The sequence below is a fragment of the Desulfosporosinus burensis genome (assembly GCF_054657535.1).
On record NZ_BAAHYN010000011.1, the window covers coordinates 35,886 to 61,388 of the forward strand.

Annotated in this window: 27 protein-coding genes; 1 reads left to right on the forward strand and 26 read right to left on the reverse strand. The window is 44.5% G+C overall.

What is annotated here, in order from left to right; genetic code table 11:
• The first annotated feature begins 107 nt into the window (after nucleotides 1–107).
• On the forward strand, nucleotides 108–2,198 hold the full coding sequence (locus tag ACYQ3Q_RS18940) for a glutamine synthetase III family protein (protein WP_459930082.1): 2,091 nt from the start codon (nucleotides 108–110) through the stop codon (nucleotides 2,196–2,198).
• A gap of 177 nt (nucleotides 2,199–2,375) precedes the next feature.
• On the opposite strand, the gene ACYQ3Q_RS18945 is transcribed toward ACYQ3Q_RS18940, so the two are convergent.
• The 26 genes from ACYQ3Q_RS18945 to ACYQ3Q_RS19070 form a co-directional block, all read right to left on the reverse strand.
• Complete coding sequence (locus ACYQ3Q_RS18945; RefSeq protein WP_459930083.1) at nucleotides 2,376–3,281, reverse strand: succinate--CoA ligase subunit alpha; 906 nt, start codon at nucleotides 3,279–3,281, stop codon at nucleotides 2,376–2,378.
• A gap of 1 nt (nucleotide 3,282) precedes the next feature.
• Nucleotides 3,283–4,509 carry a succinate--CoA ligase subunit beta gene (locus ACYQ3Q_RS18950; RefSeq protein ID WP_459930084.1) on the reverse strand — a complete coding sequence of 409 codons (1,227 nt, stop codon included), beginning with the start codon at nucleotides 4,507–4,509 and terminating at the stop codon, nucleotides 3,283–3,285.
• 82 nt (nucleotides 4,510–4,591) lie between these two features.
• Nucleotides 4,592–6,166 (reverse strand): FAD-dependent oxidoreductase, encoded by a 1,575-nt coding sequence (locus ACYQ3Q_RS18955; protein WP_459930085.1) that lies wholly within the window; start codon nucleotides 6,164–6,166, stop codon nucleotides 4,592–4,594.
• An 82-nt stretch (nucleotides 6,167–6,248) separates the two neighbouring features.
• Nucleotides 6,249–7,004, reverse strand: coding sequence for a succinate dehydrogenase iron-sulfur subunit (sdhB, locus tag ACYQ3Q_RS18960; protein ID WP_459930086.1), 756 nt, complete (start codon nucleotides 7,002–7,004; stop codon nucleotides 6,249–6,251).
• Nucleotides 7,005–8,759, reverse strand: a complete 1,755-nt coding sequence (gene sdhA / locus ACYQ3Q_RS18965) for a succinate dehydrogenase flavoprotein subunit (protein ID WP_459930087.1) — start codon at nucleotides 8,757–8,759, stop codon at nucleotides 7,005–7,007. It abuts the gene before it with no gap.
• A gap of 13 nt (nucleotides 8,760–8,772) precedes the next feature.
• Nucleotides 8,773–9,378, reverse strand: a complete 606-nt coding sequence (locus ACYQ3Q_RS18970; protein WP_459930088.1) for a succinate dehydrogenase/fumarate reductase transmembrane subunit — start codon at nucleotides 9,376–9,378, stop codon at nucleotides 8,773–8,775.
• A gap of 1 nt (nucleotide 9,379) precedes the next feature.
• Complete coding sequence (locus ACYQ3Q_RS18975; protein ID WP_459930089.1) at nucleotides 9,380–10,735, reverse strand: MmgE/PrpD family protein; 1,356 nt, start codon at nucleotides 10,733–10,735, stop codon at nucleotides 9,380–9,382.
• Between the two features lie 202 nt (nucleotides 10,736–10,937).
• Nucleotides 10,938–11,519, reverse strand: a complete 582-nt coding sequence (locus tag ACYQ3Q_RS18980) for a Uma2 family endonuclease (RefSeq protein WP_459930090.1) — start codon at nucleotides 11,517–11,519, stop codon at nucleotides 10,938–10,940.
• Nucleotides 11,520–11,585: 66 nt separating this feature from the next.
• Complete coding sequence (locus tag ACYQ3Q_RS18985; RefSeq protein ID WP_459930091.1) at nucleotides 11,586–11,702, reverse strand: YibE/F family protein; 117 nt, start codon at nucleotides 11,700–11,702, stop codon at nucleotides 11,586–11,588.
• 86 nt (nucleotides 11,703–11,788) lie between these two features.
• The gene (locus ACYQ3Q_RS18990) at nucleotides 11,789–11,932 is read right to left on the reverse strand and encodes a DUF3368 domain-containing protein (RefSeq protein WP_487247262.1); all 144 of its coding nucleotides are present in this window, start codon (nucleotides 11,930–11,932) and stop codon (nucleotides 11,789–11,791) included.
• Nucleotides 11,908–12,144 (reverse strand): hypothetical protein, encoded by a 237-nt coding sequence (locus ACYQ3Q_RS18995; RefSeq protein ID WP_459930093.1) that lies wholly within the window; start codon nucleotides 12,142–12,144, stop codon nucleotides 11,908–11,910. Before ACYQ3Q_RS18995 ends, ACYQ3Q_RS18990 begins: the two co-directional genes overlap by 25 nt.
• Nucleotides 12,129–12,497, reverse strand: coding sequence for a hypothetical protein (locus ACYQ3Q_RS19000; RefSeq protein ID WP_459930094.1), 369 nt, complete (start codon nucleotides 12,495–12,497; stop codon nucleotides 12,129–12,131). The genes ACYQ3Q_RS18995 and ACYQ3Q_RS19000 overlap by 16 nt, the downstream gene beginning before the upstream one ends.
• A 210-nt stretch (nucleotides 12,498–12,707) precedes the next feature.
• Nucleotides 12,708–14,060, reverse strand: coding sequence for a YeiH family protein (locus tag ACYQ3Q_RS19005; protein ID WP_459930095.1), 1,353 nt, complete (start codon nucleotides 14,058–14,060; stop codon nucleotides 12,708–12,710).
• Between the two features lie 745 nt (nucleotides 14,061–14,805).
• Nucleotides 14,806–15,030, reverse strand: a complete 225-nt coding sequence (locus tag ACYQ3Q_RS19010) for a hypothetical protein (protein WP_459930096.1) — start codon at nucleotides 15,028–15,030, stop codon at nucleotides 14,806–14,808.
• Nucleotides 15,003–16,745 (reverse strand): sigma 54-interacting transcriptional regulator, encoded by a 1,743-nt coding sequence (locus tag ACYQ3Q_RS19015; RefSeq protein ID WP_459930097.1) that lies wholly within the window; start codon nucleotides 16,743–16,745, stop codon nucleotides 15,003–15,005. The genes ACYQ3Q_RS19010 and ACYQ3Q_RS19015 overlap by 28 nt, the downstream gene beginning before the upstream one ends.
• 119 nt (nucleotides 16,746–16,864) lie before the next feature.
• On the reverse strand, nucleotides 16,865–17,431 hold the full coding sequence (locus ACYQ3Q_RS19020; protein ID WP_459930098.1) for a DUF1847 domain-containing protein: 567 nt from the start codon (nucleotides 17,429–17,431) through the stop codon (nucleotides 16,865–16,867).
• 200 nt (nucleotides 17,432–17,631) lie between these two features.
• Nucleotides 17,632–18,102 carry a sugar O-acetyltransferase gene (locus ACYQ3Q_RS19025; protein ID WP_459930099.1) on the reverse strand — a complete coding sequence of 157 codons (471 nt, stop codon included), beginning with the start codon at nucleotides 18,100–18,102 and terminating at the stop codon, nucleotides 17,632–17,634.
• Nucleotides 18,080–18,244, reverse strand: coding sequence for a GNAT family N-acetyltransferase (locus ACYQ3Q_RS19030; RefSeq protein WP_459930241.1), 165 nt, complete (start codon nucleotides 18,242–18,244; stop codon nucleotides 18,080–18,082). The genes ACYQ3Q_RS19025 and ACYQ3Q_RS19030 overlap by 23 nt, the downstream gene beginning before the upstream one ends.
• On the reverse strand, nucleotides 18,217–18,411 hold the full coding sequence (locus ACYQ3Q_RS19035) for a hypothetical protein (RefSeq protein WP_459930100.1): 195 nt from the start codon (nucleotides 18,409–18,411) through the stop codon (nucleotides 18,217–18,219). Before ACYQ3Q_RS19035 ends, ACYQ3Q_RS19030 begins: the two co-directional genes overlap by 28 nt.
• A gap of 213 nt (nucleotides 18,412–18,624) precedes the next feature.
• Nucleotides 18,625–19,851 carry an MFS transporter gene (locus ACYQ3Q_RS19040; protein WP_459930101.1) on the reverse strand — a complete coding sequence of 409 codons (1,227 nt, stop codon included), beginning with the start codon at nucleotides 19,849–19,851 and terminating at the stop codon, nucleotides 18,625–18,627.
• Nucleotides 19,852–20,280: 429 nt separating this feature from the next.
• Nucleotides 20,281–21,753 carry a protein adenylyltransferase SelO gene (locus tag ACYQ3Q_RS19045; protein WP_459930102.1) on the reverse strand — a complete coding sequence of 491 codons (1,473 nt, stop codon included), beginning with the start codon at nucleotides 21,751–21,753 and terminating at the stop codon, nucleotides 20,281–20,283.
• A 449-nt stretch (nucleotides 21,754–22,202) separates the two neighbouring features.
• Nucleotides 22,203–22,442 (reverse strand): DUF2922 domain-containing protein, encoded by a 240-nt coding sequence (locus ACYQ3Q_RS19050; protein ID WP_459930103.1) that lies wholly within the window; start codon nucleotides 22,440–22,442, stop codon nucleotides 22,203–22,205.
• Nucleotides 22,443–22,507: 65 nt separating this feature from the next.
• On the reverse strand, nucleotides 22,508–22,732 hold the full coding sequence (locus tag ACYQ3Q_RS19055) for a DUF1659 domain-containing protein (protein ID WP_459930104.1): 225 nt from the start codon (nucleotides 22,730–22,732) through the stop codon (nucleotides 22,508–22,510).
• A 250-nt stretch (nucleotides 22,733–22,982) separates the two neighbouring features.
• A complete protein-coding gene (locus ACYQ3Q_RS19060; RefSeq protein WP_459930105.1) occupies nucleotides 22,983–23,207 on the reverse strand; it encodes a helix-turn-helix domain-containing protein in 225 nt (74 codons plus the stop codon).
• Between the two features lie 303 nt (nucleotides 23,208–23,510).
• The gene (locus ACYQ3Q_RS19065; protein WP_459930106.1) at nucleotides 23,511–23,828 is read right to left on the reverse strand and encodes a DUF6951 family protein; all 318 of its coding nucleotides are present in this window, start codon (nucleotides 23,826–23,828) and stop codon (nucleotides 23,511–23,513) included.
• A gap of 72 nt (nucleotides 23,829–23,900) precedes the next feature.
• Nucleotides 23,901–25,466, reverse strand: coding sequence for a methylenetetrahydrofolate reductase C-terminal domain-containing protein (locus ACYQ3Q_RS19070; protein ID WP_459930107.1), 1,566 nt, complete (start codon nucleotides 25,464–25,466; stop codon nucleotides 23,901–23,903).
• Between the last annotated feature and the right edge of the window lie 37 nt (nucleotides 25,467–25,503).

Genomic DNA, 25,503 nt, shown 5'->3' on the forward strand with positions numbered 1-25,503 from the left:
ATGGAGCAAAGACGCTCTTTGAAGATTTATGTATAATCTTTGAGGGAGTGTTTTTTTGTTTTATACCCAAAATCTTGAAACTAAAACTAATGGAAGGGGTTATATACATGGATATTTTTGGGCAAAACGTCTTTAATGACTCAATAATGAGAGAGCGTTTACCGAAAGCAACCTACAAATCTCTACGTAAAACAATTGAAGAGGGCCTTCCTCTAGACCCAGATGTTGCCGAAGTTGTAGCTAACAGCATGAAGGATTGGGCCATCGAAAAGGGAGCAACACATTTTACCCATTGGTTCCAACCCATGACCGGAATCACTGCAGAAAAACATGATTCCTTTATTTCCCCTACCCAGCATGGCCTAGTGGTTATGGAGTTTTCCGGTAAGGAATTAATCCAAGGTGAGCCTGATGCGTCTTCCTTCCCAAGTGGAGGAATTCGTGCCACGTTTGAAGCGAGGGGCTACACTGCTTGGGACTGCACTTCTCCTGCTTTTCTAAAAGAAGATGGCGGTGTCTTAACGTTATGCATTCCTACAGCCTTCTGCTCTTACACTGGAGAAGCACTCGACAAAAAAACTCCTCTTTTGCGCTCTATGCAAACCCTCTCCACTCAAGCCTTGCGCTTGTTAAAACTGTTTGGCAATACGTCCTCTACCCGTGTCACTAGCACGGTGGGTGCGGAGCAGGAATATTTTCTTGTAGACAAGAAATTCTTCGACCAACGGATGGATCTTATGCTCACAGGTCGGACTCTTTTCGGTGCCATGTCAGCAAAGGGTCAAGAACTGGAAGATCATTACTTCGGAAGCTTAAAAACTCGTGTAGCCGCCTTTATGCATGATTTAAATGTCGATTTGTGGAAGCTTGGAGTTCTTGCTAAAACCCAGCATAACGAAGTGGCTCCTGGACAATTTGAGCTGGCTCCTATCTTCGGGACTACAAATATCGCAACTGACCATAACCAACTTGTCATGGACACCATGAAAAAAGTTGCTCTGCGTCATGACATGGTTTGCTTACTGCACGAAAAACCTTTCGCTGGAGTCAATGGGTCCGGAAAGCACAATAACTGGTCAATGTCCACAAACGATGGACTTAACCTCTTGGATCCCGGTCATACTCCTCATGAAAACTTGCAATTCCTTACCATATTATGTGCCATCATTAAAGCTGTCGATGATTATGCCGAATTACTCCGACTTTCAGCAGCTACCCCAGGGAATGACCACCGTCTTGGCGCAAACGAAGCCCCTCCGGCCATTATCTCCATATTCCTTGGTGACCAGCTCTCAGATATCTTTAAACAGTTACAAAACGGAGGAGTCAAACGGTCCCTTCAAGGGCAAAAATTAATGAGCGGTGTAAGTACCCTGCCGGCCTTCCGTAAAGACTCTACGGACCGCAATCGGACTTCCCCCTTCGCTTTTACCGGCAATAAATTTGAATTCAGAATGGTAGCTTCTTCCCAATCCATCTCCGGTCCTAACGTAGTACTCAATACGATCTTTGCAGAAGTCTTCTCGCAATTTGCAGATCGTCTCGAACAAGCAGAGGACTTCGATCAAACCCTTCAACAAATCCTCAAGGAAACTGCCACCAACCATAGTCGCATCCTCTTTGATGGAAATGGCTATGCAGACGAGTGGGTCGAAGAGGCCACAAAACGCGGACTTCCCAATATCACTTCCACCGTGGATGCCGCACTAGTTTTACTACGAGAGTCCACAGTAGAACTCTATGAAAAACATCAAGTATTAAATAAAACAGAACTGGAATCCCGTTACGAAATCAACTTGGAACAGTATTCCAAACAAATAAACATTGAGGCTCTTACCATGATCGACATGGCTAAGCATCAGATCATCCCTGCCGCTGTCAAATATTCCACAGTTTTAGCAAATTCAATCAATGCTATAAAATCTGCTTCAAGTGCTGTCGATGTCTCCGTTCAAGAAAGCATCCTGATCGACCTCTGCTCAACCTTGGTTTCCTTCAAAGCAAACTTGAGTGCTCTTGAAACCGTTACTGAGGAAGCCACGACTCTGACAGATGCCTATGCGCAAGCCGTCTATTACCGAGATTTCGTCTTTAAAGCCATGGGAACTCTCAGGCTTGATGGAGATAAGCTCGAGACGATCATTGACGCAGAACTTTGGCCGCTTCCCACGTATGCTCAAATGTTATTTAAACTTTAATCATGGTCAAAGCACACGAAATATGACAATCCTACCCATGAAAATGCCCTCCCTTAGTAGATTTATTCTACCATGGGAGGGCTCTTTATTGTTTTGTCTGGGATATAGGTCTCACTTCAAAGACTCACTTCATCAAGTTTTAACAGCCCATTTTGTCGATGCTAATAACGCAGTTCCTTAATCTGTAGGTGTGAGGATATTTCTCATCAAGAATGTTAGGTCATCAAACTGTTCCAAGACATGTGCCCCAGCTTGACGCAACTTCTCCATTTTTTGAGATGGTTTGCCAGCCCCTCCAGAAATCATCGCTCCAGCATGCCCAAAGACGGTTCCTTCGGGCATGCTCTCTGTAAAGCGCCCAGCTATAAAGCAAAACAACGGTTTGGTGAACCCACCGCTACTAAGTAGCTCTGCTGCTTCTTCTTCAAAATGTGTACCCGGCTCCGAAAAAGTTACGACAGCATCCGTTTCTGGGTCCGCCTGAAAAAGCAACAGTAAATCCTTAATGGAGGTACCAATTAGAGCATCCCCTCCTATGCTAATCGAGGTACTTACCCCGAAACCTGCCCTTTTGACCATCCAAGAGCTTTCCGCCGTCATCCCACCGCTGCGAGAAATCACCCCTATCCGTCCTGGCACAAAGCAACGCTCAACCTTGTCCCCACCAATGGCCCCAACTTTAACTCGATCCTTTGGGGTTATCATACCTACAGAATTCGGTCCAATCACTTGGACTCCGGCCTGTTTTGCTCTGGCTAAGAATCTCAGGGCATCCAATTGAGGAACGTTTTCTGTAGCGATGATCACCAGTCTGATACCAGCGGCAATGGCCTCCAAAACAGCATCATAGACAAAGGCTGGCGGTACATAAACGACGGTCGTATTAACGTTGTGTACTTGAACTGCTTTCTTTAATGTATTGTAGACAGGTATACCGTGAACATCTTGCCCTTCTTTTCCCGGGGTTACTCCAGCTAAGATTTTCGTTCCATAGTCTAAGCTATGTTTTGACACCATAGCTGCTTCTCGCCCAGTAATACCTTGGATGGCTATTCTAGAATTTCCATCGAGTAAAATCGACATCTTAGTTCCCCCCTTCTGTCGCCACAAGACCTCTAATTCGTTCAACCATACGCTGAGCTGCTTCTGTAATACTGGCGTCATCTCCATAGTACTCGATACCTGCAGCAGTAAAAATCTCTTTGGCAGCTTCGTCATTCACTCCAGCTTCCCGCACAACTACAGGGAAGGTATGCGGATCCTTACCTAAATCCCGTAACGCCTGGACCACGCCTTTAGCCATGACGTCAACCTGAGTATTATTCGTGATGTTATGCGCTACAAACAAACCACGGACCCCCGGTTTGGAAAGTATCCCTTTGGTGATACCATAGACTTTCCGTTCGGGGGGATTTCCTCCAACTTCACTATAATTGGCAGGTTTTCCGCCAAAGGATACGAGAGCATCAAAGGAGAGCAAGCTCCCTCCACCACCGCCACATAAAAAGCCAATATCTCCGCCATCCATCTCAGTGTAACGTGCTGTTCCTCGATAAGGATCTGCCTCATTAACCTCGACCATTTGCTTTTCCAGTTCAGTCTGGGGACGCCAGGTGCGTTCACTACCTAACTGGACCATACTCGCTAATTCCGGATGGCGATACATAGCACTATCGTCAATACTCATCACAGAAGCGGCTGCCATAACCTCTCCAGCTTCTGTGAGCACTAAGGGATTGATCTCTAAAATAGAGGCATCCTTCTCTAAAAAAACCCGCACTAAACGCACCAAGGTCTGAGTCGCTAGGGTTAGTGGTTTTCCATTCAGACCTAGATCAGACCAAATCTCTTTGGCCTCATAATCAGCCAGCCCAAAGATTGGATCAATATGACGGGCGATCACTTTTTCAGGATGTTCCCTGCTTAAGGTTTCAACATCCACTCCTCCATCAAGACTGGCGATGATCACCGGAGCTTGGACCTTTTTATCAATAGCAATCGATAGATACCATTCTTTAGCAATGGCTAGCTTTTCTTCTACAAGAACTTTGTCCACTGGGAAATGACTGACAGTCATCGCCAAGAGCTCTTGAGTAAACAAAGCCGCTTCCTCAGGGTTGTCGGCGAATTTAATGGCCCCTGCTTTCCCTCTCTTTCCTACCGGAACCAAGGCCTTTAACACAACGGGATATCCGATCTCATTGGCCTTTTCCACAGCTTCTTCCGGGTTACGGGCTACGCTGTTCCTAGGAACTAAAACACTAGCCTCAGCGATAATTTTCTTGCTATAATTCTCAAGTAATTTACCCAAAATAATTCCCCCCAATATCTTTTTAATAGTTTTAGCGCGCAGACCATTGCTGATACGCCTTCAATACAAGACACATACAAGTTTACCGATCATCACGATAATGAGATCCTATACTTGTGGATCTTTGCCAAGCTGCGTCAACAATCAAGTTCGAGGTAATTACCATCATTTTCTGTTGACAATACTGCAACAAATCTCCATAGGTTCGCAACGGCTGGGAATTCAAGCGATCCGCGATAGTTAACAAATCCGCTTTAGCCTGCTGAAGTCCTTTCTTAGAGCGAATAACTCCTACATAAAGCCCCATGGAACACTTCAAATCTTGTTGGGTTTCCAACCATGACGAAGACACTTCCAGACTAACGGAAAGCTCCGTACTAACCCATTGCCCAAATCTAGTTTCAAGAAACTCCTCCATGAAGGGACGGCTCAAAACACTTGATTTCTGCTGCACGCACTCAGCCGCCGCCCACCTTCCGGCCCGCCGACCAAACACAGCCGCTTCGGTCAAGGCATTCCCCGCCAACCTGTTTGCTCCATGCAAACCCCCGGCTGCTTCACCGCAAACCCATAAACCAGGAACTGTACTTCGGCATTGTGGATCAATCACAATCCCGCCATTCATAAAATGCTGAGCGGGTGCCACTTCTATCATCTTTGCGCCTTGGAAAGCAGTCCATATATCCTGATAATTTTTGGTCATAACTCCTACAGGAACAGCTGAAAAATCTACATAGACTCCGCCACGATCTGTACCCCGTCCTTCAGCGATTTCCTTAAAGTTAGCTCGGGCCATAACGTCCCTTGTTGCCATATCTGCTTGGGGAGAATAGCGCACCATATAGGCTTCACCAAGGCGATTTCTCAGAACAGCTCCATCCGCAAAGGGTGAAGTCGAGAGGACTAACCTGGGAGTGGCAACTGTGACGGCAGGATGAAATTGGATAAACTCCATGTCTCGTATCATTGCTCCTGCCTGATATCCAAGGGCATAACTGTCCCCGCATACATCTCGAGCATTCGTACTTAGTTGAAAGAGACCTCCGGCCCCACCCCCTGCTAGGATTACTGAGCCAGCATGTACTATGCAAAGTGTAGCCTCCCTTTTATCCAACCCAATAGCCCCGCATACTCGACCACTATCTAGTAATAAGCTGATAATCAATATATTATCCAAGAACTCGACGCCAAGAGCTTTGGCTCTGTCAGCTAATGGTACGGAGAAGGCCAGTCCCAGAGTGCGGTTGGATTTCGAAACCCCTGAAGCTCGAACCATCCGAAAGCGAGAATGCCCTGGCGAACCCTTAATCAGGAGATCATCCTTGTCCTTTTGGAACTGAACACCCTGTTCCATCAGCCAGGTTATCCCCTCTGCCCCTTCTGCTGCTAATACTTGGACTAAATCACGATCATTGAGATTACCTCCACCAGTCAGAGTATCCTCTATATGCCGCTCTGCTGAATCTTCAGTGCGAATGCCGTCCCACACGACCGCCATATTATTTTGAGTAATCACAGTGTTGCCAGAGCGCCCAGCCTTTCCTTTACTGACCAAGGAAATCTTTAGTCCCCTGCCAGCAGCTTCTACCGCAGCGCTTAACCCTGCTAAACCACCACCGATAATCAAAACATCGGTCGAAAAATGATGCAATTCCATACCATCTGTCCTTTCGAAGGTGTGCTTATCGAATTTTCAAGACCCCCACTGCTTGTGGTCCTTCACTTAATAAGGTGGTTCTTCACTTATTGAGCCAACTCTTAATCCCATAGAACATGGTAGCTCGGTTGAGACGGGCTATAGAACGAGTTAATGGAACTTCCTTTGGACAGGCTTTAATACAGTTTTGAGCGTTGCCACAATCGGCAATCCCTCCTTCATTCATCAAAGCCTCCAGTCTCCTCTCTCTTTGCAAGACTCCTGTTGGATGAGAATTCATCAGATCTACCTGGGCAATCGGCGCAGGACCCATAAATTTTGATTTAGAGTTGACATTAGGACAGGATTCCATACAACAACCGCAAGTCATGCATTTAGAAAGTGCATAAGCCTGCTCCTGAACCTGCGGAGAAACTCTGGGTCCTGGGCCCATGTCATGTGTACCATCAATCTCTATCCAAGCCTTTACTTTGCGCAGGTTATCAAACATAACCTTGCGATCTACGACAAGGTCTTGAACCAACGGAAACTTGCTGAGGGGAGCCAAATGAATGGGTTGAGCCAGCCGATCGACTAAAGCGGAACATGCCTGACGTGCTTGACCATTGATCACCATAGTACAGGCACCACAGACTTCCTCAAGACAGTTACACTCCCAAGCCACAGGGGTTGTGACCTCGCCCTTGGCATTGACCGGGTTTTTCTGGATTTCCATCAAGGCTGCTACCACATTCATTTTCGGGAAATAAGGGATTAAAAATTCCTCACTGTAGGAAGCCGACTGAGGATTGACTTGACGTTTAATCACTAATTTAATATCTTTCATATCCTTAGACATCTACACGGTCACCTCTTTCGCCACATCGTAGCGTCGCTTGCGTGGTTTTATGAAGCTAATGTCCACAGGATCATAACTAAAACTCGGGCCATCCCCCGTCCAGCTTGCTTTAGTGGTTTTAAGCCAATTTTCATCGTCGCGCTCCGGATAATCCGGTTTATAATGGGCACCCCGACTTTCGTTGCGGTGATAGGCTCCTAGAGTAATTACCCTAGCTAAAGAAAGCATACCCCACAGGCGGCGCGTAAACGGAACAATCTGGTTACCCCAGGCAGCACCGTTACCTACCCCAATATTTTTATATCGCTCCATCAATTCTTGGATCTTTTGGTCGGTAGCTAACAATCGGTCGTTATTGCGAACGACTGTGACATTGTCCACCATCCACTCTCCAAGTTCTTGATGCAATTTGTATGGATTTTCCTGACCCTGCATCCCAAACAAAGCCTTCTGTTTAGCCACCTCCTGATCTTTGGCTCGTTCAAAAAGGGCTGTCGGCAAGTCAGTGTAACGTTGCTTAAGTCCCTTGCTATACTCAAATGCCTTAGGCCCAACTGCCATACCGGCATATAAAGCTGCCACTAAAGAGTTGCCCCCTAAGCGATTGGCACCATGGTATTGATACTCACACTCTCCCGCTGCAAATAAGCCCGGTATGTTGGTCATTTGGTCATAATCCACCCAGAGCCCGCCCATTGAATAATGCACCGCCGGAAACGTCTGCATCGGTACTTTACGCGGATCATCTCCAATAAACTTCTCGTAAATGTCCACAACCCCTGCTAGTTTGCGATCGATCTCATGGGGATCTAAATGCGTAATATCTAGATAGACTTTGTTTTCTCCGTCCACTCCCAGCTTCATGTCCACACAGACTTTAAAGATGGCCCGCGTGGCAATATCTCGCGGCACCATATTCCCATAGGCCGGATACCAATCCTCTAGGAAATACCAAGGCTTTCCGTCCTTATAGACCCAGACACGCCCACCATCTCCCCGGATCGATTCAGACATTAAACGCAATTTATCTCGCCCTGGAATGGCAGAAGGATGGATTTGAACAAATTCCCCATTGGCATAAGTTGCCCCTTGCAGATAGGCAGTGGCGGCAGCAAACCCTGTATTTATGGTCGAGTTCGTACTGCGTACATAGATCATGCCCGGCCCCCCTGTGGCCAGAATCACAGCATCGGCCGGAAAGACTTGGATTTCCAGACTTTTTAAATCCTGCACGACCGCTCCCCTGCAAGTTCCTTCCTCATCACGTACCAAGGAGAGCAATTCCCACTCTTCATAGCGAGTGACCAACCCTTCATCCTCATAGCGACGGACCTGTTCATCCAGCGCATAGATCAATTGCTGACCGGTGGTAGCCCCGGCAAAAACAGTACGCGAGTATTTGGCGCCACCTAAGCGGCGCACATCCAAAAATCCTTCCGGAGTCCGGTTAAACTGCACGCCCATCCGATCCATTAAATAAATAATACTTGGAGCAGCTTCGATCATATTCTTCACTGGGGTTTGGTTCGCTAGGAAATCCCCACCGTAAATCGTGTCGTCAAAATGTTCCCAGGTAGAGTCTCCTTCTCCTTTTGTGTTGACAGCGGCATTGATGCCCCCTTGAGCGCATACTGAGTGAGAACGTTTACAGGGAACCAACGAAAACAGATCGACTTTTTGACCGCGCTCAGCTAGCTTGATCACTGACATTAGGCCGGCTAGGCCGCCCCCGATTACAATTACCTTTCCGCTCATCTCCGACCCTCCCCTAAATGAAGGCTAGCAGGGCATTAATCCCTACAGCCGTCAGAATTATAAATACCGCAAAGCAAGCATAAGCCGCAGTTCTTTGAGCCTGTTCCCCCACAGTAACTCCCCAGGATACTAGAAATGACCACAAACCGTTGGCAAAATGACCAAATGAAGCAAGCAGACCAAACAAGTAAAGAATAAGGATTAAGGGTTGGTTCAAGGCTGTGCTCACGAACTCGAAGTCCATGTTACGGTTGATTAAACCTTCCGAAAAGCGCAAAACGACGACATGCCAGGTCACAAACAGCAAAGTAATGATGGCAGATACTCTTTGCAGGTAAAATAGCCAGTTGCGAAAATAGCGATAGTTCTCAATATTGTTTCTGGTTAGGTAAACAACCCATATTCCATAAAGCGCATGGTATAAAATGGGGATAAAGATGACAACCAGCTCTAAGAACCACAAGTAGGGTATACTGTGCAAGAGAGAAACCCCACGGTTAAAATCCCCTTGACCTAAAGTGGCCATCGAATTAATAAACATATGGACCATTAGAAAAATGCCCAGAGGGAGTATCCCGGATAGTGAGTGAAGTTTGCGCCAGAAGAATGAATGTGCCACCTTAATCCTCCTTTCCTGTGCCTAATAAGCTAGAGAGGTTGGTGATATCTTCTAATTGACGGATTGCAGCCACCAACATTTCAACACGTGCGACTCCGAAGTGTGAACTTGCCAGTTCTCGGAATTTATCCTCTAATTCGGTTTGGCTAATGGGATTCTCCGGATCACCAGCAGGGTAATCTGTGCGCTGAGTATAAATCTGTCCAGCCAAGTCTGTAATCTCAACGATCGCCGGCCACTTAGCGGGATAAAGTGCTGTGACCTCCTGATCAGCGATCAGCTCGACACGACTCATCAGAGTCCGAATAGACGGGTCGACTAAGGTAAGTTCGTTAAAATCTCTTAAGCCCGCTTTTCGTTGTTTAGCAGCAAGGGCGACACAGAATGGTAAACTGAATTTGGCGGCGTATAACGTATCTGGCTGGTAATTACCAGTTAGATCAAGGGCTATAGGATAAGTCCTAACGACGATCTTAGCAATTTGTTCCGGTGTCAAGTCATGCTTTTTCACTAGATCCAAAACTAAGTCAATGGCATGGTGGGTATGGCGACAGGAGGCATGGATTTTAATACAATTTTCCACGATTTTATAGCTTTGCCCAAGACCCTTGGTTATTTTGCTGAGGTCGTACTCCTTGGCTGTGGCTCGGACAAACCCTTTTTCCCCTTCAAGAATCCGACTTGCCCCAGTAAAACCTTGACGAGCTAGCAGAGCTGCCAAAAGACCATTGAGAGCTGCTTTACCCGGGTGGAGATGTTTGCTCATAGCACCATCCGCCAAAAACTCCCATAAACCTGCAGCCTGGGTACCTGCAGTCCCTAACGTATGAACCAATTGTTCCTCGCTTAGTCCTAATATCTTTCCTGCTGCTGCCGCTGCCCCGAAGGTACCCACTGTAGCTGTAGTATGCCAGTAATAGTAGTGCGCAGGGGTAACTGCCTCTCCTATTCGGATAGCTACCTCGTAGCCAGCAACGATTCCCTCGATTAGTTCACGACCACTCGCGCCAATTTTCTCGACTGCTGCTAGAGCCGCTGGAATGATGGGCGCTCCCGCATGAATAATCGAGGCCTTGTGGACATCGTCTAACTCCACAATGTGAGAAATTGCCCCATTGACCATAGCCGCAAGGATGGAAGATGTTTTCTCCCCTGTGCCGATAAGGGTTGCCTCTTCCTTCCCGCCTAGCTCCTCGACTATCGCTAGCACGATACGTCCTGGTTCTCGTTGGACACCTGCAGCCGCAGAACCAAGCCAATCTAGAAAAGCATTTTTAGTAGCCAAGACCACCTCATCCGGTAAAGATTCAAAGTTAAGTTGCTTAATAAATCGTGCTAGTTCCAGAGAAATACCCAATTTATCTCCTCCATTTCATGAATTTTCTTATTATTTAGAAATATAATATGCAAATTCTGTGCCATCTCAAAAAAAACAGAAACACCCCTAATAAAGAGGTGTCTCTGTTTAATATTTGAACGTTATCTAAGAATTGTTCACTTTTTGTACATGATACCCGGTTCAATTCCCTCTGTTTGTTTATATTTAGAACGTTTAGGCATCATTTAAATAACTCTTCAAGATTCATACAAAAGCCCTGCAAAACCTCTGAATGGGCTATCCCTATTTCCTTCAATACCTCTACCTGATGATACTGCCCTTCCTCATTTAAAACATAGATTTGTACAGTATTCAAAAAAGGATTAACAATCCAGTATTCTTTAACCCCACATTGCATATATAAATTAAGTTTCTTAACGAGATCATGAGCTTGATTTGAAGGAGATATAATTTCAATGATAAGTTCAGGTGGACCAACATATTTATTTTCGCCAAGTTTAGTCTTATCACAGATAACCGATAAATCTGGAATGACCACCTTAGTTTTTTCAGCCTGATCCCCTTGGCCATCGTCAGCTGCCCTAAGCTCAATGTCAAAAGGTGCAGGGAAAACTTCACATTCTTTTCCTGCGAGGAAATTGAATAACTTTGCCTGTAATCTACTGGAAATCCTCTGATGCTTCGTCGAAGGAGATGGAGTCATATACACAATCCCATCGATGTATTCTAATCTACTCTCGGAATTTTCCCTGAGTTTATTATATTCAGCGATTGTAATGACTTGATGTTCAGTTAAGCTCACTATAAACACCCCTCATCTACCAAGATTGATGTATTACCATATTATAACACGATCAACCTACACATTCTATTGATATCCTCTATTTTCCACAACCTCATGAACAGCAGTAGCAATGTCCATAGCCAGATCCATAACCGCGCCTGCTGAAGCGATAAAAACTACAGCAATCAAGATCTGGGTCAACCCATATGTGAATAAGAGGACTGATGTCGTGTCGTGTCAGGCACCGAGGTCCGTGCTCCGGAGTCGAGAAAAGAGCAGGAAAATTCTTATTCTCCTGCTCTTTCCAACGTACTATCATACATTTTTTTTGATATCCTGTAGCCGCTCTGCACCAAATCGTCGAGATATGGGCGGACCTTAATAATTTTCCCTGTTCTTTTAGCTATCAATAAGATTCCAATAACACCGATTGTTGTAAAGAGTAATGCTTCAGCAAGGTTGCGTGCAGATCGTCTATAACCACTGTCGACATAGCCAGTTCCTTTGCTCCAACGATAACCTCCACTTCTCCTCGGTGCAACCTCCCTTGCAATTGCTCTACCATTGACTGGTTTTTTCCATCCCTATGGGAGGAAATATGACCCCGAAGGCGAACTTCGAAGGCCTTTAAAGCACACCCCATTTGCGCGTATATTCCACCTTCAAAACAAACTCATCATCATGGAAACCCTGGTTCGCCAGGGCCTTAATGGCGTCGTTAAAATCGAAGGACTCGGTCTCCATCAGAATGTGGTCCTTCCACCCTGTGACTGCCCAATTATCATGTGCCTTTAAAAGAATGTTCATCATTTCCGATATACGATTTAAACGGGTATGCATAAACTCGGCGAAATATCGTAGTGCTGCAGGCTGGACATCTTTTATCTTAATAATGTCAACCAGGGGAGGTCTCTCGCCAGGTAACCACTCTTTTTTTTCGTAATAATTAAAGACAAAGCCCGCTCTTTGGACACAGGTTTCATTATTCGGATCCATGACTACGACTCCTTTGCTAAATAATTCAATGTCTAGAGCAGTTTAAACTAAAACATGGAATCAGGCCATTCCAAGCATGATGATTTGCAGATTTAACAATCCTATGTGTCTCAGTTATTATCGAGGATAAATCCCACAACTATGAGTTTGTATAATTATACTACAAGAAGCCTCCCGAACGGAAGGCTTCTTGCGATTGCATTAAATCAATTACTTTACCATAGCCCAGTAGCCGCCCATAACTACTACAGAAAGGAGATAACCGAGAGGGACGTTAACTAAGACACCTGTAGTAAACGCAGCAAAAGGTTTCCAGCCCACAGATGTAAGATCTTTGAAGCGAGTGGTTAAGCCGATTGAAAGGAAGGTGAAAATGAAGGCCCAACTTCTTAATTCCTTTAGTGGGGAAATAACTTCAGCAGTAATCGCTTTTGATGTCGCGACATCAACACTAGCAACTAAAGCGGTGATGATAATAGAAGCGACAAAGAATCCTAATACAAATTTTGGGAAACGGGTCCAAATCTCACCCGCATTCGGTTTGGTGCCATCATGTCTCTTCTCCCATTTTGTGATGGAGATAAAAGCCATGATAAAACACCAGATTCCAACGAACATGTCACGGCCAACGACTTTCATTAATGTAAACGTTTTAATCGCTTGCTCGTTAATAGATGCAGCAGCTGCCATTCCTGCGGCATCGGCGAACTCGGAGGTTCCAATCCATGCTCCAGCAGGCCCGGGAGGAATTCCTAAAGCTTTTATAAATATTGGGAGGGCAAAGATCATGACGATAGCCCACACGATGACTAGGGAAATAGAAATCGAAACATGCTGCTTTTCTGCTTTAACTGCACCTCCGATAGCAATTGAAGCGGATACACCGCAAATAGATCCTCCGGCTGCGAGTGTGGCAGCGAAACGCTTATCTAATCCAAAGAGACGGGTTCCAGCCCAGTAAATAGTGAGAAACGTGGTTACCGCGATGATGGTTGCTTGAAGGAATGCGGTCGGGCCGGATTGCATTATTAGAGTGAAAGGAAGGGTCGCACCCATGAGTACAATACCAGTTTTAACGAAGAACTCAGTCCGTAAAGAGGTATCCATAAATTTAGGAAGCTTACCAAAGTTACCGAGAATTAGTCCAACTGCAAGAGCGAGAAGCGGAGCTTCCAGGTTATATTTTTTCATCACATCCCAAGAACCCACAACAGTGACGATGAGGCTCATTATGAACAAAACCGTAAATCCTGGAACAAACTGGCTTAATTTGTGGCCAAGAACCTTTACTGCGCCGGCAAACAAGAGAAGAAAAAATAAATATAGCCCAAAGATAGCACCGATATGACTGCTGATATAACTTGTTGCCTTGCCAAAATCCGAGTAACTGGGTACGCTAATTGCTACCCATTTCATAAAGGTACTGCCCGTGGTCCAAAGTAATATTGCGGCCACTACTACCCCTAAACCAAGCCAAACTGCCCAATAGTCTTCTTTTCTCCATAGATCGGACCAGCCACCTGATGGTGTGGTCGGTGTCTTATTGATGGATACATCACTCATTCGTAGTACACTCCCTTTTTCAAAAATAAGTAGAAACCCTTTTACAAACTCTATAAAAAATAGAAATAAAGCCCCTTCTCGAGTTCACCCCCCTTAAAGTAGTACTTCTTACATTCTTAGAGAAAACAATTTCTTTCACAATTCTCCCTAAAAGCATGCCAATAAATGTTTTTTCTGTAACCATAAATCCATCCTGTGGCTTGTTTCCTGAGTATTGAAGTGAACCAACTATCTCGATATGCTTACTAATTTAACATAAATGACGTATACAGTTTGTCGTGTATTTGACCTTAAGTGTATTATAATTTCGACCTTATATTTGTCGGATTCACGACAAATTATGAATCTTTTATCTTTTTTGACTCTATTTACTAATTTTATGATCCAATTAAAGAAAAGCACCTGTTTCCAGTCGCTCCAAATGCATCACTCTCCCAATAATCAAAAACGAATGCCCCAATTAAGAGACATTCGCAAAGGAAAAATATTATGTTCATCAATTTTTATGACATTACAGTTCTTGTTAATTATGGTCTACCAACGTGAAATCAAATCTATAAATATTAGTAGTACTATCGCAATAAAATATGTAACCAATACCGGAAAGCAAAAGTTGAGGATTCTATTGATAATAGGACTCTTAGGGTCCAAGATGTTCAATTCTAGCTCCTCCTCATAATGCAAGTAATTGGGCAAAATAAAATTGACAACTCCAGACCTCAAGATAGACTTTTATTAGAAATAGTCAACCTGTCCAATATACGAGAAGAATGGTTTGCTTAGGTTCTGGGCATTGCAAAAGTTCATCAAGTGTAACATTCAATAAATAGATTTCATATTTACCGTTTGTAATATCTCGCTTTTCAAGGGTCCTTTCGCTAATCTGGATTATTAAGGGCATCTTGCCTAGAATCCATCCAACTCTGCATGTTGATGGTAGTGTTACGATTTCAAGGATAATTTCTTCCATAATGTAGTTCGACTAATTTTCAATAGACTCACTGCACTGCTTTTATTTCCCCGGCAACGGTGCATAACAACATCAATCAACTGCAGCTCCATGTCTTCCAAAGTCCCTAACCGTATGATTATATCCTCCCCGACCACCAGATCCTGGATTTGCTCATTTTCACATGTACTAATTGACGACCTTTGGCAAATCATCTTTGACTCGAAAACATCGTTTATAGGTTTAGAAGGCGAATTCGTTAATGAACAAATCGCCAAATCCGATGGCTTAAGAGTGGATTCAGGGATTCCAGTTACCGGTTCGGAACCGTCAAGTAAATTACGCAGTTCCGGAAAGGAAATTAATAGTTCAGATCGTTCCAGTGGTTCCCCTTCACCTACCAACACCGCATATCGTTCTAGAACATTTTCTAATTGGCGCACATTTCCTGGCCAATGATAGTCTTCAATTGCCTGGGCAAATTCCTTTGCTAGAACTGAACGATAGCCAAGCTTATGCGCTAACTTTTCTAGAATATACTCAATGAGGTCCGCAATATCTTGCTGGCGCTGACGCAACGAGGGTAGATATAAGTTCAATACATTAAGACGATAATAGAGGTCGGAACGAAACTGACCCGCATCTACGGCTGCCTGCAAATCCTCATTGCTGGCAGCAATGATCCGGACGTCCACAGGGATTACTCTATCTCCACCGAGGCGACGCACCTCTTTAGACTGCAACACTCTGAGTAACCCTGCTTGGAGGTTGAGTGACATCTTACCGATTTCATCCAAGAACAAGGTGCCCCCATTGGCGAGTTCAAAAAGTCCAATTTTCCCTCCCTTTTTGGCACCTGTAAAGGCTCCGTCATGGTAGCCAAACAATTCACTTTCCAACAAACTCTCCGGTACGGCAACACAATTTAGGGCGACAAAGGGACCGTTTCTCCTCGGACCCTCTGCGTGAATGCTTTGAGCGAATAATTCTTTGCCTGTCCCACTTTCTCCCCAGATTAGAACAGTAGCCTCGACTTGGCTGAATCTCTTCGCTTTGGCAATCGTATCTTTCAAGGCTGAACCGACCAAGTCACGAAAGGAATAATGCGCTACCAAACCCTTAGCTGCACTTGCCTTGCGCTGGTGTTCCTCTTCCCTTTTCTTGACTTGCCTAAATTCAGCGAGTTCCTTCGCCTGGACCAAGGCTCCGGCCACTGTACTCCGGCTGGAATAAATCAGTAAACCGACCATCCCAAAGGCGTTTGCCAAGCGTAAACCCCAGTGGCCGCCGCCCACCACAACTTCACAACCATCATGATGCGCTTTTTCCATCTGGAGGGATAATTCATTCATCGTACGATAAGGATAATACCTTATCTCCTGTCCAAGCATAGAACGAACCTGAGACAGAAACCCGTGGTCATTCAAGCTGGGATGGTTCAAATATCCGATCTGTCGGCTGACAGTCAGTGCTTTTGCCAAGGCTTGAAAAATATCAAACTCACTTGGAGCAAGAGTCACGATTGGCAATGAAACGTTTTGTCGCAAAAGTTCCGCCGTGGCTCCTCTACTCACAATCACTTCAGGATTCGACGTTTCCAAGTAATGTCCAACTTCGGCTACAGCCTCTTCCAGCACTGCTTCGATCACGTTGAGCTCAATTTTTAACTGTTTGGCAAGTTCTTCTACTAAAACCGTCAATTCTGGGTATGCAGACGTCACAAGAATTTTGCTCATAAGTTGAAGTCCTCTCCAAGATCCTCGTATGTATAATATCTCTAATATTCGTCATTCGTGATGTTATACCCTGCAACGCCCCTAGAATATAGGCCTTGATCATTCCGAGACGTGAGTTCTTATAATTGTCGACGCCAATAATTGGAGTAGATAGCCCCGAGGGGATTATGAGCAAGCACTCTGTCTTTGACAACCAGGGTTGTCACCGGTGCTTCGGAATATTTTGTAAAGAGTATATCATGTCCAATACAAAGCCCGACAATGATGTTAAGCTGGGTGCTTAGCTTATTTAGGTACTTGACCTGACCGACAGGGTTACAGGCTGCTTCGTAACGTTCCGGCTTAACATTGGGTATCTCATATTCCTTTTTATCAACTCCACATACTTTGCAGCACACCGAATGAACTTTAAAATGCTTTCCCAAAATGGCAGAAATTTCTTTAACCTCTTTACTCAGACCGACACAGAAGCCGATTCCTAAAGTGCGATAATCCATGTCCTGACAGAACTTAATCACTTCTTGTATCCGAGTGATCTTCATATAATATTCTGCCTCTATACGACTAGCCGTGGCTAATATCCGCCTGTTTTCCTCTTCCCCGTATTCAGGTTGCTGGAACCCTTGGTCATAGCAACTCTTACCCTGATAACACGCATTGTCCAGTTTGCAGTTAGCACAGTCCATGACGAACACCCCTCCCCAAAAGTGTGTATATATTCACTATTTTCTGTTAACTTGCCACTAGCTTACTTGAAATTTCCCATATGAGCAATCTATTAGGTCATATTGTTGCAGGGACGGTAGATAGGTACAATGTCCTGTTATCCAAAATACTGTACCTGTCCCTCACTGAACATAAATGAATTGAGGAAACTGCCAATAACTTAAATTATATACTTTAGTATTTTCGCTGGATTTCCAGCCACTATTGAATTGGAAGGTACATTCTTAGTAACAATCGAACCAGCGGCAATAATTGAATTATCACCAATGGTGACTCCAGCCAAGATTACACAACTCCCTCCAATCCATACATCGTTACCGATAACAATGGGTATGGCATACCCACTTTTGTTCCTATCTTTAGGTTCAATTGAATGACCCGTAGTATATATTCCTACATTAGGACCTATCATACAGTTGTTACCAATTCTTACTTCTGCAATATCTAAGATGCTACAGTTATAACCCGCATAGAAATTATCACCAACGCGAATGTTATAACCTAAGTCACAATGGAAGTTATGTTCAATACTAGGGTTTGTTCCTACATTTCCAAACAAATCCTTAATAATTTCCACTTTCCTTACTTCTTCTTCAACTTCGCTATTATTAAATTCTTGAATTAAAAGCATACACTTTTAATTCAATTCTATTGATTTCTTTACTTTTAGCCCATTCAACTACTTTGTTTAACAGCAAGGACCCTATATTATGATTTTGGTACTCTCCCTTTACGGCTATACCGTCTAATTGTATCCATTCCCGCTTCTTGATAACAGGTCATTGATGCTTTCTAATATGTAATCTTTTGCCCTTGCAAAATCTTTAGGTTTAATAAAAAGTTCGGGATGGTTCAACCTGTGTTGTTCATCAAGTTCGACATAGACCTCACATAAACTTTCGTAATCGTTTATGACTGCTTCTCTAATCTTTATTTTCACATTAAATCCTCCGTTATCCTCCAAATACGACATAATATATTCGCCACGCAGAAAGATTTACCCTTTTATAAATTTATGTCCGCTGCCTAAGTTTTACTTAAACTATAGCCCCCTCGTCCAATCGATTGGATGAGGGGGCCTCCGACAATTGCAGTTTCACTTAACGTTCGAGGGCTTGCGACGCCCCAAATGCTAATAATGAACTGGCACGCTTTAATTTCTTACTGCTTTCTTTTCATCAACCAGCAACAGAGTCAATGCTCCTAAAGCCATCAGAATTCCCAACCCGATCCAGCTGATTTCATAAGATCCACTGAGGTCAACTAATAGACCAAACGCTGGCGGAATCGTTAAGACACCCAGTTGCAACAAGGTCAACCCCATGCCGACAGCTGTTCCAGCCTGATCTTTCCCGACCATTTCAGAAAGCATAGTGACGTAAATCCCGTTCCAACCGATAGCGGTAAAACCGAAGATCCAAGTAGCTAACCCGACAATCCATAAAGGAGTGGTCTGTGATAAGAATAGCATTACAAAAGCCATTCCAGCGGCGATAATTCCGATAATCCCCAACACGGGTTTACGTTTACCCAAGAAATAGTTGTCACTGACATATCCCCAAAAAATTCTCCCAACCATTCCTCCAAACTGAACCAAGGCCAAAAAGCGGCTAGCCAAGGCAACAGACTGTCCTGTTTTATCATGTAAGTAAAGGACTAAATATGTAACAATCGTATACTGGGCTGCAACATAAGTGATCCCAGTCAATCCTACCAACCAAATGTTCTTGTTACGCAGCAGATGAGTCCATTGGCGTCCCTTTATGAGGTTAGTACTCCCTACTTCTGCAGGATGATCTCTATAAGTAAGCAGGCAAACAACCGCACCAAAGACTGCCCCTGCACTCATGGTCACCATGGCCATCTGCCAGCCAAAGCGAATGGCGATGGGTGGTATGATCAGGGCCGCAACCATACCGCCAAGGGGTACACCGGTTTGCCTAATCCCTAAAGCCATTGCCCTTTGGGAAAAGGGAAACCAAGTCATGATCGCTTTACTACCAGCTGGAGTGGAAGTTGCAGCCCAAAGGCCGGTAAACATCAACAAGGCGATCAACATGGGAAACGAATTAGCAAACGAAGCTAATAGAATCGCTCCACCTGTCGTGAGCCCTCCCACGACCAGGACCTTCTTTTCCCCCCAAATGTCGACGGCTCTCCCGGCTAATAACGCCGTCAGGATCATTCCAACATTAACTGCTCCGCCTGCGAAACCGACTTGCGTCTTAGAAAGTCCAAGCCCTGCGACCAAGAATGGAGCTAATGTCCCAACCCCTTGGGAGATAAGAGCAATTGTTGATTGTGTAAACGTTGTTACCGATAAAATTACCCAGCGATAAGAGCCAATGTCTTTGTTCTTACTTGACGCAGAATTGTTCATTTGTCATTAAACCGTCTGACCCAAAGGAACTTTGCCTTCATTCTCAGCCGCGCTTAGTTCGGATAGCATATGTTCTGCCTTACCATCCATCTACTTCTAAAGACTAGAACGTAATGCCTTCAGGTTTCTTTCTTTTTTACTCCTTTCTAAGCTTAACCCTGTATTGCGCAAATCGCAATATGTTCTCATCTGTATACAATAAAAAACACACATCATTCCGGGCTATCACTCCAATAATCTACACAATAGGATTATAATAGCTATTTAGGGCGGGCAGTGTCATATCTGTGCATAGTTAGATAGGATTTCGATCAACGGAAACGGCCCCAGCCGAAGCTGAGGCCGTTCTTATAATTCTAAGTCCTGGCATTTGACCTTGGAAGTTATGACTTCATACAAAACGCACGAACCGTCCCTAATGTTTCTATCTCAGGTACCGCAAAAGGTTCGGTAAGGACGGGTTGATAGCTCAGGCAGTGAGGAGTAATCAACTTGTTCGGGGGAGTGCGCGTAGGGGCTTGAAAGAACATCAAGAAGCCGCTCCATCACGCTGTAATCTTCTTGTTGCACTGCGGCTTCAAGCGCGGCTTCTACTTGGTGGTTGCGAGGGATAAGCGCAGGGTTGCTGTTCCGCATTAACAGATGCGAAGAGGCTTTCGGTTCCTGCTGCCTACCTAGCCTCGCCTGCCACAGCTCATGCCACTGATCAAATTCTTGGCTGCCAAACAGGACCGTATCCTCCAGCCTATCAAACGTTAAGGCGCGGAAGGTATTAGTATAGTCCGCACGATACTTATGCATCATACTGAGCAGGCCTTCAATAAGTGATTCATCCTGTATCTCTTGGTTAAATATTCCCAGTTTTGCTCTCATTCCCGCGAACCAATTAAAGTGATACAACTCCGTAAAATCTGAAATCGCATCCTGGGCCAGTTTGACAGCCTCAGTCTGATTGACATGCAACAGCGGCAATAGGGTTTCAGCAAAGCGCGCGAGATTCCACCCGGCAATAGGCGGCTGATTGCCATAGGCATAGCGGCCTTGAACGTCAATGGAACTGAATACCGTTGCCGGGTCATAGGCATCCATGAAGGCGCAAGGGCCATAATCGATGGTTTCTCCACTAAGAGCCATGTTGTCGGTGTTCATCACCCCGTGAATAAAGCCAACCAGTTGCCATTTGGCAATTAGCTCGGACTGACGCTTGATCACTTCCTGAAGTAGCAAAAGATATCGGTTCTCACCAGCGTCAACGTCCGGAAAATGTCGTTGCAATGTATAATCAGCCAGGACCCGGAGATCCGGGGCGGTGCCCCAATTTGAAACGTATTGAAAGGTTCCGACGCGTAGATGACTGGCAGCCACGCGGGTCAGAATCGCGCCAGGCAGGACGGTTTCGCGGATTACGGAGTCACCAGTTGTCACCACCGCTAGGCTGCGGGTGGTAGCAATACCAAGCGCATGCATTGCTTCGCTGATGATGTATTCGCGTAGCATCGGTCCAAGAGCCGCTCGACCATCGCCCCCGCGGGAGTATGGCGTTCGACCTGAACCCTTGAGCTGAATATCAACCCGCTCACCAAGGGGAGTGATCTGCTCGCCAAGCAGCAGAGCCCGGCCGTCCCCTAACATGGTAAAATGCCCGAATTGATGCCCTGCGTAAGCTTGAGCAAGAGGCAAAGCGCCTTCAGGAATCCGGTTGCCGGCAAGCACCTCTACGCCATCTTTGCTTTGCAGCACCTGTGCGTTCAATCCCAGGGATGATGCCAACGAATTATTGAGAATGATCAACTTAGGTGAGCTTACAGCGATTGGATTAAGGGTGGTAAAAAATGATTTCGGCAGACGAGCATAACTGCTGTCTAAGTTCCATCCAGTTTCGATTATCTTTTCCTTTCTCATCGTATCTCCTTGTCTTCTATTGTCTTTTTGTATCCTAGTTTTTTACATACAATAAAATCATAGGCATTCTACGATTTTATTAGTTATCTACTTTCAATACCAACGACAACACAAAGTAATCCCTTTTAGTGTCTACTTCTGCCGATTTTATTATACCCTTTCCACGCATAGATGTCGCGCTCACTGCCATTCCTCCTTATAATTCTCATTAAACATCTCTAATATGACGTGTCCAGATCAGATGCACCCCTAGTACTTTAAGTAAATAAATTCAACTCTGATCAAAGGTCCCATAACTACTCTTATCAGAAGATTGACTGATTTTGACCATTTTAGCGCAGAAATACCTATATGTGAGAGTTGCACATGAAACAACGCACCTGTTCCCCTGTTTCTCCTATTAAAGGCATCGGTTATTATCCCGATGCCTTTTGGTTTGATGCAGTATTTTAGACTACTGATTGGTCATAGAGATCATCGGTTGTCGTATCGACAATTTTTACATCTCGTTTGGAAATTAGTTCTCCACCGGAAGTTAGGAAAATATTTTTTGTGATGATTTGATCCATCACGGCTTCGATTTCAGCCGCAGTCAAAGTTGCCTTAGGTTCTGGTAAAGTTATCGTTACGGCGTTCCCTGAAGCGTTGTTGAAGGTCATTCTCAGAACCTTTTTAGTAGTACTCGCCAATTGATATTCCTCCTTTCCTTTCCTTACCTCAAATCCCTATAAGGTCATAATTCATCGTTCTTTCCCTACTCCGCCGTTAAGTCGATGCGATTGTCTCTTCGCACTCCGATTAAAGGGTAATCCTGTAGGTCATAAAGGGCAACGGCTACATCATAAACATCTTGGTCTATGGTGCTCGACTTCAAATTTGAAAAACTCCGCTGGCTTAGTTTGGGTGAACCTTGTGCGGTTAAACCTGTTTGAAAGGTTACGACCATCACAGTGTCTTTACTACTTGCAATAACAGCCATTTTTCATCACTTCCTTTCATTAATAATGAACAAATATTCTCGGATACAAAAAGCTGCCGATATCTGCCGACTGCTTTGGAATGCGAAGCGCTTCACAAGTCTCTAGGGCAGATAGAGATTTGTGTGAACTGTTCTCTGCCCGAGAATGTTTGTCCTAATTTCAGTATATTTAATCGATTTAGATTCTGTCACTGGTTGGAAAAAACCAGGAATATAATCACACCTAACCTCTTTAATATTTACTGCTTGATCATTGGGTTAAATCTATGAAATCCATCCAGTTACCCCCAACTGCCTCGGCAATCCGCCTAGCCCATGCTGGGCTCATCTTACGTTTACCTCGTTCTAAATCACTGATGATATTAGCAGGGATTCCTGTCTTCTCAGCTAATTCCTTTTGTGTTCCAATAGCAGCTTCAAGACGAGCTTTTCTCATTTTTTGACCAGCATAGAACACTTGACATCTCTCTCTCAATCTCTATGCTCCTCCATCTTTTATTACGTTCGTTTACCAATTTAAACAACGTTAAAGATTCCCACTTCTATAAGTGGGTATTCCTATTTCACAGCCCTCTATGACTAGTTATCATATCTAATTATTATATGGACATGTATTCTTATATGTTCGATTCTAGTAAGGTCAAAAAAAGATCTGCCACACTGCAGATCCTAGCTAAGCCCATATTCATTTAATAACAGTGGATCGTCTAAAAGAAGGCCCATTAACGATCTTAACGATCGGCAATGGGCCTTCTACGTTTTCCTTAACTTTTTAAAATTATTCCCTAGTAACACTGATACTAGCATTTTGGGGCAAAGCCAACCCTGCAGCCACTTCGATCGTCTTCATAATTCCGGAAACGCCCGAACAACTTGGGTGTGGGCTGTATTTGGCAAAAATCTCATACACTTTCCCCATGTGAAGTTTTTTGAAAATCTCTTGGAAAGCATCGACTTCGACTAATTCTTGAGCGATCTTTTGGTAATTCGGACAGTCACTTGTAATCTCCAATTTTACTTTATGCCCGTCCTCGCTTAGTGCTTTTACATTAATTGTAAAACCACACGCCCCCGCTTTAATAACTCCTGTTGCCATTATTTTTCACCTCGAAATTTTTTAAATTAGTTTCTGGATAAGAGGGAGCAATCTAATTTAACCATTAACCAATTATTTCTTTAACTTACTTTCCGGACGCTTGATCCCTAAGATAGGGGCTGAATGGTCTTTTCCTAAGAAGAAATTAGACCATGATGAGGTTTGATAGAAATCCCAGTTAGCGGGTGGCACCGGTGGAACATCTAAGGAAGCCTCTTCTCCATATTTCTTAAGTCTTGCATAAGCTCTGACCCAGACACATTTCTTCTCTTTTGGATAAACCTCACACCAACCGTCCAAGCTCCCGCCACAAGCTCCATTGCGCTGATTCTTTGGACATTGGGACATAGGGCAAAGATAGGCTAAGTCCAACATGGCACAATCGCCGCAATCCTTGCAATCAAGCATGACGACTTTGGCAAGATGCTCAACCGCATGGAGCCTTTTTTCAGTTTTCTTCTTACCCTCTGCTGCACGGTACATACTGCGCATCATGGGGAACAATTTCTTATCAGGTGTGAACAAGAGACCATGCATTCCCCGCATCAACGAATACATCGCTCCAGCTGGAGCATCTAAGGGGAGATTGGCTCGATTTGTAGGTCGATCAGTGTTCAAACCGGTTTTCTCATCTTTTTCAAAGTAGTAGAATCCATTCGTTTGAGGATAATCAAATTCTTTGACTAGATCTTGCCAATTAGGGTAAAGTTCCTCCCCTTTGTCAAGAATGTATTCTAATTGTTCGTATTTAAGATTATGACCACCTATGTGAACTCCGGCACAGCCTATGCCTTTTAAAATCGCGTACAATTTGGCAGCCCTCAACATTCGTTGACCTACCCCTTTATCCGCGGCGCCCTTTTCCTCATTGAGTTCTGCCAAAAGTTTGTCCGTGACGACACAACCTGGCAACTTGTTTTGATTCATGACATTAGCTGCTCCATAAGGCAGCACGTAAATATTTCCCACAACTGGAATATCTAACTTATTAACCTTCAGGAATTGGATGACTTCATGGCATTTCCGGGCATCATATCCTAGTTGAGTGACGACAAATTGAGCGCCGCCTTCAATTTTCTTTTTCAGCTTGTAGTACTGAACCATCAGTTCAGCCTCCGTAGACTTGAACGGGGAAACAGCCGCTCCGGCAAAAAAGTCACTGGGTGCGTGATAAGTTGGTCCCTTCATTCCTTGAACTTCTAAGCCCTTATTCATTTCAGTGATCAGTTGTAAGGTATTAGAGGGATCGAGATCAAATACTGGTTTAGGGCGTCCTTTAAATCCAGAATAGGTGTAGTCTCCTGTCATCACTAAGAGATTGCGAACTTTTGCACGATCCAAAGCGTATAACTGGCTTTCCATCTGATTGCGGTTCTTATCTTTACAGGTAAAATGCACCAAGGGTTCAATCCCCATTTTAAGAATTTCCATTCCCAAATAATCAGCCAGGATTGCCGGATTACCACCAGGGTTATCTGTAATGGTGAGTGCATGGACTCTACCACCTTTAGCAGCTTGTTCTGCCGATGCGATAGCACTCTCTTGGGCCTTTTCATTGGCACCTCTCCCAGGTACAAGTTCCCATGTTACAGAAAGTGTGTTTTTGTCAAGTATCGACTCTTTAAACTTATTTAACATTCAACAGACCTCTCCCTTTTCTCCAATATCGATCTTG

Bases quoted from the DNA above. Each gene is read 5' to 3' on its own strand.
- ACYQ3Q_RS18995 (WP_459930093.1), bottom strand. From the start codon at position 12,144: ATGGGGTGTGCTTTAAAGGCCTTCGAAGTTCGCCTTCGGGGTCATATT.
- ACYQ3Q_RS19010 (WP_459930096.1), bottom strand. From the start codon at position 15,030: ATGGAAGAAATTATCCTTGAAATCGTAACACTACCATCAACATGCAGA.
- sdhA (WP_459930087.1), bottom strand. From the start codon at position 8,759: ATGAGCGGAAAGGTAATTGTAATCGGGGGCGGCCTAGCCGGCCTAATG.
- ACYQ3Q_RS19000 (WP_459930094.1), bottom strand. From the start codon at position 12,497: ATGGATCCGAATAATGAAACCTGTGTCCAAAGAGCGGGCTTTGTCTTT.
- ACYQ3Q_RS18955 (WP_459930085.1), bottom strand. From the start codon at position 6,166: ATGGAATTGCATCATTTTTCGACCGATGTTTTGATTATCGGTGGTGGT.
- ACYQ3Q_RS19045 (WP_459930102.1), bottom strand. From the start codon at position 21,753: ATGAGAAAGGAAAAGATAATCGAAACTGGATGGAACTTAGACAGCAGT.
- ACYQ3Q_RS19015 (WP_459930097.1), bottom strand. From the start codon at position 16,745: ATGAGCAAAATTCTTGTGACGTCTGCATACCCAGAATTGACGGTTTTA.
- ACYQ3Q_RS19020 (WP_459930098.1), bottom strand. From the start codon at position 17,431: ATGGACTGTGCTAACTGCAAACTGGACAATGCGTGTTATCAGGGTAAG.
- sdhB (WP_459930086.1), bottom strand. From the start codon at position 7,004: ATGTCTAAGGATATGAAAGATATTAAATTAGTGATTAAACGTCAAGTC.
- ACYQ3Q_RS18945 (WP_459930083.1), bottom strand. From the start codon at position 3,281: ATGTCGATTTTACTCGATGGAAATTCTAGAATAGCCATCCAAGGTATT.
- ACYQ3Q_RS19065 (WP_459930106.1), bottom strand. From the start codon at position 23,828: ATGGCAACAGGAGTTATTAAAGCGGGGGCGTGTGGTTTTACAATTAAT.
- ACYQ3Q_RS19025 (WP_459930099.1), bottom strand. From the start codon at position 18,102: ATGCTTTTAATTCAAGAATTTAATAATAGCGAAGTTGAAGAAGAAGTA.
- ACYQ3Q_RS19005 (WP_459930095.1), bottom strand. From the start codon at position 14,060: ATGAGTGATGTATCCATCAATAAGACACCGACCACACCATCAGGTGGC.
- ACYQ3Q_RS19055 (WP_459930104.1), bottom strand. From the start codon at position 22,732: ATGGCTGTTATTGCAAGTAGTAAAGACACTGTGATGGTCGTAACCTTT.
- ACYQ3Q_RS19040 (WP_459930101.1), bottom strand. From the start codon at position 19,851: ATGAACAATTCTGCGTCAAGTAAGAACAAAGACATTGGCTCTTATCGC.
- ACYQ3Q_RS19070 (WP_459930107.1), bottom strand. From the start codon at position 25,466: ATGTTAAATAAGTTTAAAGAGTCGATACTTGACAAAAACACACTTTCT.
- ACYQ3Q_RS18940 (WP_459930082.1), top strand. From the start codon at position 108: ATGGATATTTTTGGGCAAAACGTCTTTAATGACTCAATAATGAGAGAG.